Source organism: Dactylosporangium sp. CS-033363 (assembly GCF_050942475.1).
Lineage (GTDB): Bacteria > Actinomycetota > Actinomycetes > Mycobacteriales > Micromonosporaceae > Dactylosporangium.
Window position 1 is genome coordinate 2,376,124 of sequence record NZ_CP192032.1, and the last position, 16,288, is coordinate 2,392,411.

Consider the following 16,288-nt stretch of genomic DNA (forward strand, 5'->3'; position numbering starts at 1 on the left):
TACTCGTAGAATCGCCGATGTGGCTCGATGGGAACCAGGCGCGCGCGAGCGGATCGTGGTCGCCGCGCTCGAACTGTTCGTCGAGCAGGGGTACGACGACACGACGGTGGCGCAGATCGCCGAGCGGGCCGGGCTGACCAAGAGCACCTTCTTCCGCCACTTCCGCGACAAGCGCGAGCTGCTGGTGGCCGGGCAGGAGACGCTGAGCCGCCTGCTGGCCGAGGGGATCGCCGCGGCGCCGGCGGGGGCCAGCCCCCTCGAAGCGGTGGCGGGCGGTCTGCGGGCCGCCTCCGGCGCCATGGGTCCGCTGAACCGGCAGCTCGGGCCGCGGCTGCGGGAGGCCATGGCCACCAACGCGGAACTGCAGGAGCGCGACGCGCTCAAGAGCGTCGGGATGGCGGCCGCGATGACCGCCGCGCTCGTGGCCCGCGGCGTGCCCGACCCCCTCGCGGCCCTGGCCGGCGAGCTCGGTGTGCTCGCCTTCAAGCGAGGTTACGCCGAGTGGTCGTCGGGTGACGGTGAGAAGGACGAGCTCGCGACCTTCACCCTGGCCGCGCTCGATGAGCTGCGCGCCGCGAGCGCGGGCCTGGGCTGAGCGCTGCCCGGTCGCCCCAGGGTGGCGCGCGCTCGACCAGACGAGCGGATAGGGTCGGCCCCATGGCCGCCGAATGCGAGATCGATCGATGCGCCGTGCTCGCGATCGGGCGGTGCCGGGAATGCGGCCGCGCCTTCTGCATGTCGCACCAGGCGCACAACGAGGTCACCGGCGAGGGGTACGCCGCGCTGTGCATCCAATGCCTCGAGCGCCGCTCCCGGGTCCGCGGCGGGCGCGACGGCCGGGAGGCGCGGGACGCCAAGGTCGAGGCCCGCGAGGCGACCGAGCGGACCTGGGTCACCTCCGGCCAGGCGGCGATGGACTTCTACGCGGCCGGGATCGCGCCCGTCCCGATCGTCGAGCGGCGCAAGCGGCTGGTGCCGCAGCGCTTCGGCCGGCCCCGCGAGGTGATCGACGAGCTGGAGGTCGGGGCGCTGTGGGTGATCGGGCGCTTCGAGTGGACCGAGATGCAGGAGATCCCGGAGACCCGCGAGTGGACGACCGGGCTCCTGGCGCGGCCGGGCGGCGGCTATCCGGTGTCGATGTTCGCGCGGGCCGTGGCCCGGTGCAAGGTCACCGAGGGGCTGGCCACGCTGGTGCGGGACGCGACCTACGGGGACAGCTGGACGCAGCTGGAGCGGCGCGAGATCCCGCGCATCGTGGCGGCCATCCGGCAGAAGATCAGCGCTGGTCGCTGACGCTTTCCAGGCTCAGCGCGGCGAACCCAGCGCGGTGAGCGCGTCGAGGTAGCGTGGGGGCACCACGTTGGGGCCGTCGCCCTTGAACGCGGCCTCGACCTCGGCGTCGCCCGGCAGCGCCGGCACCTCCGCGGCCAGGGCGGCCACGATCGGCGCGCCGTGCCAGTCCGGGTGCTCGGTGAGCAGGCGCAGGGCGACCAGCGACTCCTCGATCTCGCCCACGCACTCGAACGGCTTGTGCGCGGTGAGGCCCATCAGCTCGCGGTACCCCTCGAGCTGGCTCAGGTCCGTGAACACGTCGGTGCCGAAGATGTGCAGCAGGCGGTCGCGGCCGGTGAACGGGGCGAGGGCGAGGAAGACGAACCGGCACTTCGGGCAGTGCCCGCACCAGCGCTCGCTCGCGTCCGACAGCTTGAACGCCGCGTTGCAGCTGGTCACGACCTCGTCGTAGGTGGTGAACTGGGCGAACAGCCCGGCGATGTGCAGCTCGGACAGGCCGCGCAGCAGCGAGAAGTAGGCGTCCTGCAGCCCGGCGTGGGCGAGCAGCGCGTCGCGCAGGTGCCGCTCCGCGGGCAGGCCCTTCGACCACTGGTGGTTGATGTCCCGCCCGAGCCAGCTGAGGTTCGGCACCGAGGCCGAGCTCTCGTTCGACATCACGACCGGCCCGAGCCCGTGCATGACCGAGGCGGCCACCGCGATCAGCGAGTTGATCGCGGTCACCGGGATGTGTCCGTTGTACGCCCCGTGCTCGTTCAACTCCCGCATCCGCGGATCGAGCTGCCGGCGTACCGTGCGGGTCGGCTGCGGCGAGACGGCCATGACGCTCTTGATGATGGCGTTCGGGTTGACCGAGAACAGCACCGGGTCGAGCCCGGCCAGCTGCAGCGCCTCCATCGTCACGATCGAGTCCTTGCCGCCGCCGACCGCCGCGAGCGGCGCCCCGGACGGCGTGTGCACGTCGCTCGGCGCGGCCGCGGTGCCGGGCGCGTCGATCGGCAGGTCCAGCACGTACTCGAGCTTGTTGCGGTAGGCGAACTCGCCCAGCCCCTCGTGGTACAGCGCGCGCACCCACGGCAGGGCCCCCTCGGCGAGCGCGAGGTCCCCGAGCTCGACCCGCCGCGGGGCCGCGATCTTGTAGTACGAGGTGGACGCGGCCACGTAGAGCAGGTCGAGCACGCGGTCGAGGGCCGGCGGCGTCCGAGCGGGCGGCCCGAAGTCGACGGTCTCGGTCAGCACCAGGTCACCGAGCGCATAGTGGAAGCGCGCGACTCCGGTCGCGGGGTCGAACTCCCGCCCGGGGAACCGCAGCGCCTCGACGTGCTCCCACGCGTTCACCAATGCCTCAACCTTCGCCGCGTACCGCAACCGACCCGCAATGGTAGCCCGCTGGTGCCGCTAGCGAGCCGTCCGGCGGATGCGCCATAGGGCCAGAGCGAACAGCGCGGCGGTGAGGGCCAGCCACAGCGCCGTCTCCAGCCACTGGAAGGTCCAGAAGCGGTCGTTGGGCTGGTACGCGATGTCCAGGTGCAGGTCGTGCGCGGCCAGGCAGGGGGACGAGTCGCCGAAGGTGCCGGTCGCGCCGGTCTTCGGGGCCCGCATCAGGCAGTCGTCGAAGATCCTCGGGTCGAGCGGGCGGCCGTCGCTGGTGAGCAGCTCGCTCACCGAGGTCACCCAGGCCCCCGGGACCTCGATGCCCTGCAGGACCGGGGCGCTGCCCAGGGTGCCCAGGCCGTGCGCCGCGTCGATCGCCTCGGCGGTCAGGGGGCGGGTCTCGTGGTGGGCCGGCATCAGGTGCGGCCGGATCGCGTTCGGCATCACGAACAGCGCGACCAGCACCAGCAGCCCGCTCAGCGCCATGGCCGGCAGGGTCCGGCGCAGCACCAGGCCGACGGCGGCGCCCAGCACGGTGGCGAACGCGGCCTGGCCGATCGGGGCGAGGGCCCGGGCGCCGAAATTGACGGTGCCGAACCGGTCGCCGGCGATCGCGTCGACGGGCGCGGCGGCCCAGCTCAGCAACACGCTTGCACATGCTGCAACAAGCATTGCGGCGAGGACGACCGTGCCGAGCCGGACCGCGAGCCACCGCCGCCGGGTGACGCTCTGGTTCCAGGCCAGGCGGTGGGTGCCGGCCTCCAGCTCGCGGGCGATCAGCGGGGCGCCCCAGAACATGCCGATCAGCACCGGGACGAGCCCGAGCACGCCGGCCAGCAGGAGCAGCCGGGTGCGGTAGTCGCCGACCAGCCGGGCCAGCGCGGCGGCGCAGTCGCCGGTGGCCCGGCACTGGGCGAGGTACCCGGCGTGCGCGGCGCGGATGTCGAGCCCGGTGAGCACCAGGTACGCGGCGAGGGCGCCGAGGACGAGCACGCCCGCGAGGGCCTGCGCGCGGAACTGCCGCCAGCTCATCCAGATCATGCCGCCGCCTCCCGCAGGGTGGTCAGGACCAGGTGCTCGAGGGAGGAGCCGTGGGCGGCGCGCAGGTCCGCGACGTCGCCGGCCAGCACGATCCGGCCGCCGGCCAGGACGATCAGGTAGTCGCAGACGCGCTCGACGTCGGCCAGCAGGTGGGAGCTGAGGATGGCGCTCGCCCCGATCTCGGCGATCGAGGCGATGAGGCTGCGCAGGAAGGTGTCCCGGGCGAGCGGGTCCAGGGCGGCCGCCGGCTCGTCGAGGATGAGCAGCTCCGGCCGCTTGGCCGCGGCCAGCGTGAGGGCCAGCTGGGCGCGCTGGCCGCCGGAGAGGCGGCCCGCCTTCTGGCCCAGCGGGAGCCCGGTCTGCGCGATGCGGGCGCGGGCCAGCTCGCCGTCCCAGCCCGGGTTCATCCTGGCCCCCATCCGCAGGTGGTCGGCGACGGAGAGGGTGGCGTACACCGGCGCGTCCTGGGCCACGAAGCCGACCCGGGCCAGGTGTCGCGCGTCGGCGGCGGGCCGCGCGCCGAGCACGGACAGCGTGCCGGCGGTCGGCTCGATGAGCCCGCAGGCGAGTTGCAGCAGCGTCGATTTCCCGGCCCCGTTGGGCCCGACCAGGCCGATGATCCGCCGGGCGGGAACGGTCAGGTCGACCTCGTGCAGCGCGGTGCGTCTGCCGTAGCGCTTGGCGAGGGCGGCGGCGTGCAGTACCGGATGAGCGTTTGGCATGTCGAAATGCTCGCCATCGGGCGATCGGCGGGCATCGTGCCAAAGCGGGGGAGGGGCCGTACTTTCGACCGGTTCAGCGGTACCAGCGCCGCAGTTGCTTCAGGATCTCCGGGCCGCCCAGTTCCGGGGGCGGCGGGGGAAGCTGGCGCAGCAGCAGGTCGCGCTCGGTGACGTGGGCCGGGGCCGGGTCGGTCAGCGGGACCGGGGAGAGCCAGAACCGCTCGATCTCGACGTCGGGCTCGGCGAGGGTGGCGAGGGCACCGGCGGTACCAATGGGAGATGGAAGCTCGGCGAGAACCGGGTCGGCGTCGTCGGGCTCCGCGGTCCCCTCGCCGCGCAGGGTGCGCAGGGCGGCCAGGAGGGCGTCGCGGGACCGGCCGCGCCAGAGCAGGATGTCGAACGGGTCGGCGTCGAAGCGTTCGGCGAGCAGGTAGCAGGCGGCGGCCAGGTGCTTGCACGGGACGGCCTTGTCCGGGCAGCTGCAGCGCATGCTCAGGTCGGCGAACCGGGCCGGGAACAGCGGCGCCCCGGCGGCCAGGAACACGTCCTCGACGTGCGGCGGGAGCTCGCCCGCCAGCAGCTTGGCCGCGCCCAGGGCCTCGGCGGCGAGGGCCTGCTCGACCCCGGCCCAGACCGCGTCGCCGAAGACTGCGAGGCCGATCGTCACGTCGTACGGCTTGGGCCGCGAGCCCTGCACGCTCGCGGTCACCTCGCCGGGCGCGACGTCGAGGCGCAGCACCTGGCCGGCGCGGGCGTAGTTGCGGCCGCGGGTGAGCCGGGTGCCCAGCGCGAACGACTCGAGCACGCCGAGGAACCGCTTGGACCACCAGCTCTCGCCGATCGCGCCGCGCGTGCTGCGGGCCCGGATGCCGCCCTCGACGCGGACGGTCCGGGAGCCCCAGAACTCCGGATTGGTCACCCCTGCAGTCGCTCCAGGCCGGCGGCGACCCGGCGCGGGGTGAACTCCGCGATCGTGTACTCGGCCAGGCCCTGCCGCTTGAACGGGTCGAGGGCGATCCGCGCCTCGAGCTCCGCCCGCTCGATGCCGACGGCGAGGATCACGCCACCCTCGCGCGGCGTCATGGCGCCCGAGGCCACGAAGATGCCGGCGTCGTACTGCGAGTCGACCCACTCCGTGTGCGCCGGCACAGCGGCGTCGATGCGATCGAGCTCGGCGGTGTACCGCAGCGTGATGACGAACATGCCGCGGAGTCTACTCAGTCGCTTTCATCGGCTTGGAATGCGGCGATGACGCGCGACATGGGCGCCATGCAGTCCGGATGCGGGAGCCGGACCATGACCTCGGTTACCCCGGCCTCGGCGAGCTCGCGGAACCGCCCGATGTGGTCCTCGACGGTTCCGGCGTGCATGGCGGCTGCGTACGCGTCTCTCGGCTTCCGGCCGCGGCCCGCGTCGATGAGCTGACCGAGCGCCCGGTCGTCGTCGGCCACCAGCGCGGTGGTCAGGTGCGTGAGCCGGGTCGCTGGGTTGTACCCGCGCAGCACCTCGCCCTTGCGCCGCACGGTGGCGAGGTCGCCCATGACGTTGGCCGCGTCGGCGTACTTGGCGGCGAGCCGCAGCGTGTGCCGCTCCCCGTTCCCGCCGACGACGATCGGAATGCGCTCCTGCACAGGCCGCGGGTAGCACATCGCCTCCGGGACGGTGAGCACCTTGCCCTCGAACCGCGGGCTGCCCTTGCCCCACAGCAGCGGCAGCAGTTGCAGCGCGTCCTCGAGCAGCGCATAGCGCTCGCGGGTGGTGGGGAACTCCCAGCCGTACGCGAGGTGCTCCTCCTTGAACCACGCCAGCCCGAGCCCCAGGACGGCCCGCCCGCCGGACAGCACGTCGAGCGTCGCCGCGATCTTGCCGAGGTGCGCCACGTTCCGGTACGTCACGCCGGTCACCAGCGTGCCGAGCCGGACCCGCTCGGTGCAGGCGGCGAGGTACGCGAGCGTCGTCCAGCTCTCCAGGAAGTCGTCCCACGCCCGGCCGACCTGCGGGATCTGCCGGAAGTGGTCCATCACGTAGACGGCGTCGAACCCCGCCTCCTCGGCCGCTTTGGCAGTTTCTCTGACGTCGACGTTCTTGAACTCGCCGAGGTGCAGCCCGAAGCGCAGCTGTCGTGGGGCCTCCTCCTGCCTTCGGGCCGCGGCGGGGGAATCTTGGAACGTCTCGTGCACCATACGCACGGCGGTTTCCAGGTGTACCGCCGTGAAGCCCTCGTCCGGCAGCAGCGCTTTCGTCCGCGTCCAGTCGCGCAGCTGGCGGGTGAGCGCCTCGGCCGGGATGCGCTTGCTGCTGCGGGCGCGGTTGCGGGCCCGGCACTCGGCCGCGGGGGTGTCGAACGCGATGGCCACGCAGGGCAGGTCGTGCTCGCGGGCCAGCGCGACCCACCGGCGCCGCCGCTCTGCATCGAGCCCGAGGGTGTCGATCACGGTGGTGAGCCGCCGCCGGACCCGCCGCTGCACGACCATTTCCAAGATCTCGAACGCGTCGGTACTGGCGGTCAGGTCGTCCTCGCCCGCGCCGGTCAGCGCGCGGAGGGCGTCCGAGGACACCACCTGCTCGGGGCGGAAGTGAGTGGCGGCCCAGGTCGACTTTCCGGCCGCCCCGGGCCCGACGAGCACCACGAGGCACGGCTCCGGCAGCGTCAGCACCCCGCCATTCTCCGCCGCCTTCGGTCGCGATGGCCTCTTCAGTTCGTGGGCCACGCACGGCCCCCTCGCGCTTGCTGGCCCTGGGTGAGTGTGAACGGGGCCAGGGTGAGCGTCGGGCCGTCCCAGGAGGGTCGCGGCGCCGGCGGACCGATCGCTGGGCGCGGCGCGTCCAAGCATCTCGACCAGGTGCGTCGCCACCCGAGTCCACACACGCAGTAGTGCCCGGGAGGCCACCGCCGCCACACCCAAACCCGCCTGTGCTGCATGCTGCCGCCCCTCGTTGGAGGGGCGCACCGGCCGCGGCTTTCCTGGCTCGCAGACCCCGGACCAGCAACCGGTGCACCCCAGCTTCGGGGCGCGGCGACCGGACCTGCGACGGAAGCGACCGCCGCGCCGAAGGTGACGCTATGGTTACTCGCGGCGGTCGATAGGTAGGGTTTGTACCTCCGGGACGGATCTACCCCAGAAGGCCCACGGACAGGGCAAGCTCGCGGGCGTCGTCGCGGACGGTGCCCCGGCGGCCCATGAGTTCGAGGATCGCCTGGCGGGCGAACGGCTGATGCCGGGTCGTCTCGACCGACTCGCGCAGCGCGCGGCCAAGCAGGTGGACCACGGCCACGTGCTCGCGTCGCTGGTGGTGGGCGCGGGCAGAGTCCATCAGGAACGCCGCTCGGCGGGTGTGCGACGGCATGTCCCCCAGGTCCAGGCGTTCGGCTCTGACGACGGCCTCACCGGCGCGGAACAGCTCGACGTCGATGGTGACGGCGAACGCGTCGACCGTGAACCGGCCGAACATGGTCCGCGGGTGCAGATAGCCTCGCCCGAGGGCGTCCGCCGCCCCGGAGGAGCGGTCCCAGTATTTCCAGGCCACGCCGCCTCGGCCCGCCTTCGCCGAGGCGAGGGCCACGCCGAGTTGCAGCTGGCCCCAGCGGGCCAGGTGGTCGGTGCTCGCCTCCGGGTCGAGCAGCGGGATCACGTCCCCGACGACCTCCTCGGCGGCGGCGAACTGCCCGGCGCCCCGGTAGACGTATGCGTAGTACCAGGCGGCTGTGGCGATGGCGAGCGGGTCGTCGGCGTCCTGGGCGGCCTGCATGCCCCGGTCGGCGGCCAACCACACCAACTCGGCGGCCGGCTGATGCGCGAGGAACAGTTGGCACAGGTGATAGACCTGCGCCAGGTCGGCGTACGCGCGGCGGCGATCGGCCCCGTCGACGAGGCGGACCACAGCGCGAGCGTCCCGGAGCAGGTCCGGCAGCACGGCGGCGACGGCGGTGCGTTCCGTCGTGGACCCGTGCCACAGCTGCCACGCGTGCCCGACCCGGCTGTGGACGTCCGCACTGTCCGGGTCGACGTCACGGGCCACCACCGGCCGGTTCATCGCCTCGGCGATCGCTGCGGTCGCCGGGTGGGTGGCCTTGGTGACGGAGGCGACGGGGATGCTCTGGTCGCCGGTGAGCTCGGCCAGGTCGTCGACGCCGAGCACGTCGGCCAGGCTCAGCAGCAGCGGCAGCCGGGGCGTGAGCAGCTTTCCGGTCTCGATGGCCTTGACCCATTCCTCGGAGCGGCCGACGAGGCCGCCGAGCACGGCGCGGGTCTTCCCGGACCGCTCGCGCAGGATGCGCACCCGGCGGCCGAACGTGAGTTCCGGTTCGTCTGGCATCGCAGCCCCCGGGGACATCGGCGAATTGACACGTCGCGTGCCAATCGTATGCCTACTGCAGCGGCGCGCGCGGGGCTGAGCGTCGAACGCTCAGGCCGCCCCGGGCGCGACGAGCACCACGCGGCACGACTCCGGCAGTGTCAGCACCAGCCGTTCTCCGCCGCCTCAATATCAGGCCGATCGCGACCACGGCCAGCGCCGTGCCGAAGGCTTCGCGTTGGGCTGCCGCCGTGGAGAGGCCCAGGTCGCCGGCGAACTGGGGGAGGTACGCGGCGGCGGCCACGGTCAGCCACTCGGCGGGGGCGCCGTAGGCGATCAGCATGACGAGGAGCAGGCCGTACCAGGGATAGGCCGGTGCGGCTACGAGCAGCGTCACGGCGACCATCGCGGCGGCCGCTCGCCATGGGCGGTCCGGGTCGGCGCGGCGGTACACCAGGACCGCGGTCGCGGCGAGGATCAGGACTGCCGCCGGGGCGGCCAGGGCGGGCGGGAGGACCAGGCTGAGGAGCGCGAACCTCGCGCCGTCGGCGTAGCCCTCCTCGTGCAGGTAGCCGGGCAGGTACCCGAGCACCTTCGGCCCTACGGCGAGCACGTGCGGCAGGTAGACGGCGACCACCGCGCCGGCGGCGGCCGCGAGCACCGCGAAGGGCCGGCGGCGGAGCAGGGCCGGGGTCAGCAGGGCCGGGGTGAGCTTGGTCGCGACGGCCAGGCCGAGCACGGCTCCGCTCGGTCCGGCGCGGCCGCGGGCGGCGAGGAACACGGCCAGCGCGGCCAGGAACACGGCGGCCGCGTCGGCGTGGGCGTTGTTGCCGGCCTCCAGGGCGACCAGGGGGCACCAGGCCCACAGCACGGCGCGGCGGGGGTCGCGGCCGAGGCGGCGCAGGGCGTACCAGAGGAGGGCGGTCGTCGCGGCGGCGAATGCGGCCATCGCGAGTTGCATCGCGCCTACTCGGCCGGGCAGGGCGGCGAAGAGGGCCTCGGCGACCGGGGGATAGATGGTGGGGACGGCGGGGCGGTTGATCAGGGTGCAGCCGTCCGGGACGCACCAGGGGGCGCCCGGGTGCCACAGGGTGTTGTCGCGCAGGTGGTGGAGTTCGGGTGCGGCGGGGGGATGGCGGTACGGGTCGACGCCGGCTCGCTGGACGGTGCCGTCCCAGACGTAGCGGTACACGTCGTCGCTGCTGTTCGGGGGGTGGGCGGCCGCGGCCAGGGGGAGCAGGGCGCCGCCCAGCAGGACGAGGACTGCGGCGGCGCGTGGTCCGGTGCGCGCGACGAGCCAGGCGCCGGCGGCGAAGGGGAGCCAGGACAGGAGGTACCAGCGGCCGGGGAGTTGCAGTGCGCCGATCAGCAGGGCCAGGCACACCGCGGCCGCGACGACCCGCCTCACCGGCGTCGCCGCGCGATCAGGGCTCTTGCGGTGATCCAGGCGGCGGTGATCAGGGCGGTGGCGGTCAGCAGGATGGCCAGGTTGCGGGCGTAGTGCTGGGGGAAGGCGGAGGGGTTGTCGGCGATGCGGCCGGCGCCGATGACGAAGGGGAGCGCGACCGCGGTCAGGACGGCCGCGACCGCCAGGCCCGCGCGGACCGGGCCGCGGGCGGTCTCGGGAACGAAGCGGGTGACGAGCGCGGCGGCGACGACCACGAGGGGTACGACGACGAAATCGTGCGCGACGAGGGCTATGGCGGCGAAGATCAGGCGGCCGGCCAGCTCGTGGGTGGGCGCGTCGAGCCAGCCGTAGACGCCGTAGCCGAGCAGGGCCAGGCCGGCCGCTCCGAGCAGCCATCTCATGCGATCACCGCCGCGACCCACTTGGTCTGCAGCACGCCGGGGCGGTTGGGGGCGATGAGCCGGCACGGGTGGCCATGGTCGAGGTGCAGCGGCTCGCCGCCGAGTCTCAGGGCGAGCAGGGTCAGCGGGTCGCGGGCCTGGCCGGGCTCGAGGACCGAGGTGCGGTACGGGCCGTCCTGTTGCAGCGACTCGACCGTCACCGGGCGGTCCGGGTCCTCGGCGCCGACCAGCCTCAGGAGGTCGGCGACGCGCACGCCGGACCACGTGGCGCTCGCGCTCCAGCCCTCCACGCACGCGATCGGCAGCTCGGCCGCGAACTGTGGCAGGGCGAGGAGATCTTGGAGGCTCAGCGCGTGGCGGCCGGTGGGGCCGGTGAGCTGGAGGCGGTACGACTCGTCGACGCGCACGATCCCGGCGGCGGCCGCGGTCTTGTTCACCGGCAGCCCCTGCGGGCCGACGCCGGGCAGGCGCGGGGCGAGCAGCGAGACCCGGCCCAGCGGGGCGACGGTCTGCCCGACGGTCGCGAGCGTCACGGCCCCGGCGGCGGCGCCGGTCAGGGTGAGCACCCCGCGCCGCGTCCACCCGCCACCGCCGGCCGCGCGGGCCAGGGTCAGCATCCCGCGCCGCGCCCGGCCACCGTCGGCCGCAGTGCTGTTCGTGTCGCCGTCCGGAGCCGCGGGTCCGGTCAGCGCCGCTCGGATCAACGGCAGTTTGGCCGCGATGTGCAGCAGCAGGGCGCCGGCCAGGATCCACGCGGTCCAGTAGTGGGCGCCGATGAAGCCGAACGGCATCAGCGAGTACCAGTAGGCGATGTTCAGCACGCCCGTCACGAGCTCGAAGACCGCCGCGGCGGAGAGCAGGCCGATCGCCGCGCGCTCCAGGCCGTGCGCCAGGCCGCGGACCGGCGGCCAGGTGAACAGCTTCGGGAAGACCGACCAGATTTTCGCCGTCAGCAGGGGTACCGAGGCCAGGCCGCTCGCCACGTGCAGGCCCTGCGTGATGCGGTACAGCTGCACCGGGCGGGACGGCCAGTGGAACCCGCCCGGCGGGTGCTGGATGAAGTGGCTCAGCACCCCGGTCACGAGGCAGATCGAGAAGGCGATCCCGAGCATGAGCCCGAGGCGCGCGGTCAGCGCGGTCCTCACGCTTGCAGGCTCACGAACCATCGTCCGGCCTCCGTCCAGGTCTCGGTGACGTGCAGCGCGGCGGATTCGGCCAGGGCGGCGAGGTCGTCCGCGGCCACGAACGCCCACGCGAACGGCGCGCTGGCCGGGCCGTCGCTCGCGTCGTCGGCGAGCGCCACCGGGCCGCTCCAGCTGCCGGCGCCCGGCGGGTCGACCTCGACGAGCACCGCCCCGCCCGGGCGCACGAGCCGCCGGCAGCGGCGCAGCAGCCGGACCGGGTCGCCGCCGATGCCGATGTTGCCGTCGGCGAGGAGGGCACCGGTCCAGCCGCCCTCGCCGGGCAGCGGGCCGAACAGGTCCTGGCGCACGACGGGGGCGCCGTGCCGGCGGGCGTACCGCACCGCCTGCGGGCTCACGTCCACGCCCAGCACCCGCCGCCCGGTCGCGGCCAGGGCGCCGGTGAGCCGGCCCGGTCCGCAGCCCAGGTCCACCGTGCCGTCCGGGCAGCGCTCCACGAGCGCGCCGTCGCCGGGCCGCAGGCCGCGGTGCCAGGCGTTCCGGTCGAGCTCCCGCACCGGGGTGCCGTCCGGCGCGACCAGCCGAAGCGCGGCCGGCTCGCCCCGTTCCACCCGCCGCAGCGCCGCGCCGAACACCGCCACCGGGGCCGTCACCGGGCCGGCTCCACTGTGGACAGCACGCGGGCGAACCGGCTCGCGGGGCACGCCGCGGCCGCCGCGCGGGCGTCGGGCGCGGTGTCCACGTCGCGCAGGGTCGCCGTCGCGGCGACCGTCAGGCCCCGGTCGCGCAGGGCGGCCTCGGTCAGGGCGCCGGTGTCCGCGGTGGACATCGGCACATCCCGCAGGACCGAGGCCGCGGCGGGGTCGCGCAGGCCCAGCAGCCACCAGCCGCCGTCCTCGGCCGGCCCCAGGACCGCGTCCGCGGCGGCCAGCCCGGCGGTGGCGGCGACCAGGTGGCCGACCCGCAGCTGCGGGGTGTCCATGCCGACGAGGACGGTGGCGACGCCGGGGCGGGCGGTGTCCGCGTACGCCGCCGCGAGCCGCTCACCCAGCCCCGCCCCGCGCTGCGGCACCCGTGACCACCCGCGCGGCGCGGGCAGCGGGCCGTCGACGACCAGGGTGCGGGCCACGGCCGGGGTGGCGGTGAGCACCTCGGCGGTGTCGGCGATCGCGGCCGCGGCCAGCGCGGCGGCCTGCTCCGGTGTCCACGGTGGACAGAGCCGGGTCTTCACCCGCCCCGGGACCGGCGTCTTGGCCAGCAGCAGCACCTGGACCCTCATGACGCCAGCACCCGGGACATGTCGCGGACCGCGCGCAGGGTGCCGCGCACGCTGCCGGTCACCTTGGAGCGGCCGCCCTCGGCGCGTGGGGCGTAGTCCACGTCGACCTCGGCGACCCGCCAGCCCGCCGCGGCGGCGCGGACCATCATCTCCAGCGGGTACCCGAAGCGCCGGTCGGTCAGCGCCAGCCCGAGCAGCGCCTCGCGGCGGGCGGCGCGCATCGGGCCGAGGTCGTGGACCGGGATGCCGGTGGTGCGCCGCAGCCGCCACGCCACCAGGGCGTTGCCCGCGCGGCCGTGCAGCGGCCAGGCGCCGCGGGTCGTCGGGCGGCGGCGGCCCAGGACCAGGTCCCGCGCTCCGGCCGCGACCGGGTCGACCACCCGCGGCAGCTGGCGCGGGTCGAAGGAGCCGTCGGCGTCCATGAAGCACACGACGTCGGCGGTCGCGGCGCAGAGCCCGGCGTGGGCGGCCGCGCCGAAGCCGCGCGGGGCGGCCGGTACGACCAGTGCACCGTGGGCCGCCGCGATCTCCGGCGAGCCGTCGGTGGAGCCGTTGTCGGCGACGATCGCGCGGAAGCCGGCCGGCAGCCGGGACAGGACCCACGGGAGGGCGGCGGCCTCGTTGAGACAGGGCAGTACGACATCGGTCACGACTCGGACGCTAGCGATGATCTTGAGTGGAAGGTCTTACGAGAAGCTGACGGACCATTACGAACCGCGAACGTGAGCGGCGCGGCGGCCCCGCCATGCCTAGCGTCAGGCCCATGCGGATTCTGGTCACCGGCGGCGCCGGGTTCATCGGCACCCACGTCGTCGCGGCGCTGCGGGCGGGCGGCCACGACGTCACGGTCCTGGACATGGTGCACCCCAAGGCCCACCGCGCCGAGCCGGTCGTCGACGGGCCGTTCGTGCGGGCCGACGTGCGCGACCCGGACGCGGTCGGCGCGGCGCTGGCCGGGGTCGACGCCGTGGTGCACCAGGCCGCGGTCGTGGGGATGGGCGTGGACCTGGCCGACCTGCCCGAGTACGCCGGATGCAACGACCTCGGCACGGCCGTCCTGCTCGCCGGCATGGCCCGCGCGGGCGTGCGGCGGCTGGTGCTGGCGAGCTCGATGGTCGTCTATGGCGAAGGTGCCTACGCCTGCCCGCGTCACGGGCCCGTCGAGCCGGCCGCCCGCCGGACCGAGGATCTCGCCGAAGGGCGATACGACCCCGTGTGTACCGCCTGTGCCTCGCCCTTGACGCCCGGCGAGGTGGGCGAGGAGGCCCCGGTGCGCCCGCGCAGCGTGTACGCGGCGACGAAGGCGGCCCAGGAACACCTCGCGGTGGCGTGGGCGTCCGCGGCCGGCGGGTCGGCGATCGCGCTGCGGTACCACAACGTCTACGGCCCCGGCATGCCCCGCGACACGCCCTACAGCGGCGTCGCCGCGATCTTCCGCTCGGCCCTGGAGTCCGGGCGCGCGCCGCGGGTGTTCGAGGACGGCGGGCAGCGCCGCGACTTCGTACACGTCACCGACGTGGCCGCGGCCAACCTGGCGGCCGTGGCGGCGAGCGACCGGGCGGGCTTCCGCGCGTACAACATCGCCTCGGGCCGGCCCGCCACGATCGGGGACATGGCGGCGGCGCTCGCGGGCGCGATGGACGGCCCCGCGCCCGTGGTGACCGGCGAGTTCCGGGCCGGCGACGTCCGCCACGTCGTCGCCGCGCCCGGCCGGGCCCGCCGCGAGCTGGGCTTCAGCGCCGCGATCGACCTGGCCACGGGCCTGCGCGAGTTCGCCACGGCGCCGCTGCGGGTCTGAGCCCGCGGTATTCCCACCCGGGTGCGAGTCGTTTGACACGGCGCGAGAGTGGCGGCCGGCGATCTAGCGTGGCGGCATGAGGATCGTGTTGACCGGGGGAACCGGGTACATCGGGTCGGCCGTGGTGCGGGAGCTCGTCGCCGGCGGGCATGCGGTCACGGCGCTCGTGCGCAGTGACGAGGCCGCCGACAAGGCGCGCAAGAACGGGGCCGACGCCGCCGTCGGGGATCTGTTCGACGCCGGCTGGGCCGCCGAGCGCTTCGCGGAGGGAGACGCGGTCGCGCACCTGGCGGCGACCGGGGGACCCGACACGGTCGAGTTCGACAAGGGCATCGTGGCGGCGGCGGTACGGGCACTGGGCGGTACCGGAAAACCGTATGTCCACACGAGCGGCATCTGGCTCTGGGGCGACAACGCCGACATCACGGAGGAGTCGCCGATCGCGCCGCCCGCGCTGACCGCGTGGCGGGTGCCGGTCGAGCAGTCGGTGCTGGACGCGGAGCTGGCCGCCACGATCGTCGCGCCCGGCATCGTCTACGGGCACGGCGGCGGCATTCCGGCCGGCGTCCTCGCCCCGGCGCGCGACGAGCAGGGGCGCGTGCAGCTCATCGGGGACGGCTCCCAGCACTGGACGAGCGTGCATGTTGACGACGTGGCTTCGCTGTACCGGCTGGTCCTGGAACACGCCGCGCCGCTCGGCCGGGTCGTCGTCGCGTCGGGGGTGAACCCGACGGTGCGCGAGCTGGGGGAGGCCGCCTCGGGCGGGAGCGGTGTGGTCGCGGAGACTCCGGACGAGACGCGGGCGCGGCTCGGGGCCGGGTTCGCGGATGCGCTGCTGCTCGACCAGCAGGCGCAGGGCGCGAAGGCGCGGGAACTGGGCTGGAAGCCGGTCGGCCCGTCCCTGGTCGACGAACTGCGCTAGACAGTTTTGATCCCGCGCGGGTTTCCGTCCCGCGCGGGCTCAATCAAGCCGTTGACCTGCGAAAACGTCGATGGGATACGACATATCTCCTGTCAGGGTATAAGTCCGAAATGTCGGGTGGAGGAACGACACCCGACATTTCGTCCTCAAACCGGCAGCAGGGAGGAATCAGACTCGGTGAGCGCCAGCACGTCGCTCGTCAGCGGCTGGTAGACGCGCCGCAGCAGGGCCGGGTCGCACGCGCTCGCCACCGCGGCGAAGACCGCGCGCGCCAGGCGCTCCGCGTCCTCGGGCGGCACCGCGGCGCGCGCGGCGACGTCGGACCGGAAGTCGAGGTGGACCTCCTGGTCGTACAGGTGCTGGTAGGACCAGAGCGGCTCGGCCAGGGTCGGTGGGAGTTCCGCGGCAAGCTGGTGCACCCAGCCGTCCGGCAGCCGGGTCGCCAGGGCGTGCAGCACGCCACGCAGGGCCCGGCGCGCGCGCTCGGGGTCGGTGATGCCGGTCTTGTCGCGTACCTCCGCGATGAACACGTCTTCGTACATGTGCCGAACCTGCCCGCCCGGGAGGTGAGCGGCCATCACTCCGGCGGGACGGGGCCGGGAGAGGCGCGGTCAT

18 protein-coding genes are annotated in these 16,288 nt (G+C 74.4%); 4 read left to right on the top strand and 14 right to left on the bottom strand.

Annotation, left to right across the window (positions count from 1 at the left end; translation table 11 throughout):
• The first annotated feature begins 19 nt into the window (after positions 1-19).
• The gene (locus ACQPZ4_RS10915) at positions 20-595 is read left to right on the top strand and encodes a TetR/AcrR family transcriptional regulator (RefSeq protein WP_433058471.1); all 576 of its coding nucleotides are present in this window, start codon (positions 20-22) and stop codon (positions 593-595) included.
• A gap of 62 nt (positions 596-657) precedes the next feature.
• Entirely contained in the window at positions 658-1,293 is a 636-nt protein-coding gene (locus ACQPZ4_RS10920; RefSeq protein ID WP_433058474.1) for a hypothetical protein, read from the top strand.
• 12 nt (positions 1,294-1,305) lie between these two features.
• Here ACQPZ4_RS10920 and ACQPZ4_RS10925 read toward each other — a convergent pair whose 3' ends face one another.
• From ACQPZ4_RS10925 to ACQPZ4_RS10985, 13 genes are all read right to left on the bottom strand, one after another.
• A complete protein-coding gene (locus ACQPZ4_RS10925) occupies positions 1,306-2,628 on the bottom strand; it encodes a hypothetical protein (RefSeq protein WP_433058477.1) in 1,323 nt (440 codons plus the stop codon).
• A gap of 60 nt (positions 2,629-2,688) precedes the next feature.
• Positions 2,689-3,705 (bottom strand): ABC transporter permease subunit, encoded by a 1,017-nt coding sequence (locus ACQPZ4_RS10930; protein WP_433058480.1) that lies wholly within the window; start codon positions 3,703-3,705, stop codon positions 2,689-2,691.
• A complete protein-coding gene (locus tag ACQPZ4_RS10935; protein ID WP_433058483.1) occupies positions 3,702-4,427 on the bottom strand; it encodes an ABC transporter ATP-binding protein in 726 nt (241 codons plus the stop codon). Before ACQPZ4_RS10935 ends, ACQPZ4_RS10930 begins: the two co-directional genes overlap by 4 nt.
• A gap of 73 nt (positions 4,428-4,500) precedes the next feature.
• A complete protein-coding gene (locus ACQPZ4_RS10940) occupies positions 4,501-5,346 on the bottom strand; it encodes an SWIM zinc finger family protein (RefSeq protein WP_433058487.1) in 846 nt (281 codons plus the stop codon).
• Positions 5,343-5,630 (bottom strand): YciI family protein, encoded by a 288-nt coding sequence (locus tag ACQPZ4_RS10945; RefSeq protein ID WP_433058490.1) that lies wholly within the window; start codon positions 5,628-5,630, stop codon positions 5,343-5,345. Before ACQPZ4_RS10945 ends, ACQPZ4_RS10940 begins: the two co-directional genes overlap by 4 nt.
• A 14-nt stretch (positions 5,631-5,644) precedes the next feature.
• Positions 5,645-7,084, bottom strand: a complete 1,440-nt coding sequence (locus ACQPZ4_RS10950) for an LLM class flavin-dependent oxidoreductase (protein WP_433058493.1) — start codon at positions 7,082-7,084, stop codon at positions 5,645-5,647.
• Positions 7,085-7,541: 457 nt separating this feature from the next.
• The gene (locus ACQPZ4_RS10955; RefSeq protein ID WP_433058496.1) at positions 7,542-8,744 is read right to left on the bottom strand and encodes a helix-turn-helix domain-containing protein; all 1,203 of its coding nucleotides are present in this window, start codon (positions 8,742-8,744) and stop codon (positions 7,542-7,544) included.
• 52 nt (positions 8,745-8,796) lie between these two features.
• Positions 8,797-10,131, bottom strand: coding sequence for a glycosyltransferase 87 family protein (locus ACQPZ4_RS10960; RefSeq protein WP_433058499.1), 1,335 nt, complete (start codon positions 10,129-10,131; stop codon positions 8,797-8,799).
• Positions 10,128-10,532, bottom strand: a complete 405-nt coding sequence (locus tag ACQPZ4_RS10965) for a hypothetical protein (RefSeq protein WP_433058502.1) — start codon at positions 10,530-10,532, stop codon at positions 10,128-10,130. The genes ACQPZ4_RS10960 and ACQPZ4_RS10965 overlap by 4 nt, the downstream gene beginning before the upstream one ends.
• The gene (locus ACQPZ4_RS10970) at positions 10,529-11,677 is read right to left on the bottom strand and encodes a molybdopterin-dependent oxidoreductase (protein ID WP_433058505.1); all 1,149 of its coding nucleotides are present in this window, start codon (positions 11,675-11,677) and stop codon (positions 10,529-10,531) included. Before ACQPZ4_RS10970 ends, ACQPZ4_RS10965 begins: the two co-directional genes overlap by 4 nt.
• Positions 11,674-12,327, bottom strand: coding sequence for a class I SAM-dependent methyltransferase (locus ACQPZ4_RS10975; RefSeq protein WP_433058508.1), 654 nt, complete (start codon positions 12,325-12,327; stop codon positions 11,674-11,676). The genes ACQPZ4_RS10970 and ACQPZ4_RS10975 overlap by 4 nt, the downstream gene beginning before the upstream one ends.
• Positions 12,324-12,953 carry a TIGR04282 family arsenosugar biosynthesis glycosyltransferase gene (locus ACQPZ4_RS10980; protein WP_433058511.1) on the bottom strand — a complete coding sequence of 210 codons (630 nt, stop codon included), beginning with the start codon at positions 12,951-12,953 and terminating at the stop codon, positions 12,324-12,326. The genes ACQPZ4_RS10975 and ACQPZ4_RS10980 overlap by 4 nt, the downstream gene beginning before the upstream one ends.
• On the bottom strand, positions 12,950-13,603 hold the full coding sequence (locus ACQPZ4_RS10985; RefSeq protein WP_433058514.1) for a glycosyltransferase family 2 protein: 654 nt from the start codon (positions 13,601-13,603) through the stop codon (positions 12,950-12,952). The genes ACQPZ4_RS10980 and ACQPZ4_RS10985 overlap by 4 nt, the downstream gene beginning before the upstream one ends.
• A gap of 113 nt (positions 13,604-13,716) precedes the next feature.
• Here ACQPZ4_RS10985 and ACQPZ4_RS10990 point away from each other — a divergent pair, with 113 nt between their 5' ends.
• Together ACQPZ4_RS10990 and ACQPZ4_RS10995 are read left to right on the top strand one after the other, a co-directional pair.
• Positions 13,717-14,751, top strand: coding sequence for an NAD-dependent epimerase/dehydratase family protein (locus tag ACQPZ4_RS10990; protein ID WP_433058517.1), 1,035 nt, complete (start codon positions 13,717-13,719; stop codon positions 14,749-14,751).
• A 76-nt stretch (positions 14,752-14,827) separates the two neighbouring features.
• Entirely contained in the window at positions 14,828-15,673 is an 846-nt protein-coding gene (locus tag ACQPZ4_RS10995; RefSeq protein ID WP_433058521.1) for an NAD-dependent epimerase/dehydratase family protein, read from the top strand.
• Positions 15,674-15,819: 146 nt separating this feature from the next.
• Here ACQPZ4_RS10995 and ACQPZ4_RS11000 read toward each other — a convergent pair whose 3' ends face one another.
• Positions 15,820-16,215, bottom strand: coding sequence for a DUF2267 domain-containing protein (locus ACQPZ4_RS11000; protein WP_433058524.1), 396 nt, complete (start codon positions 16,213-16,215; stop codon positions 15,820-15,822).
• Between the last annotated feature and the right edge of the window lie 73 nt (positions 16,216-16,288).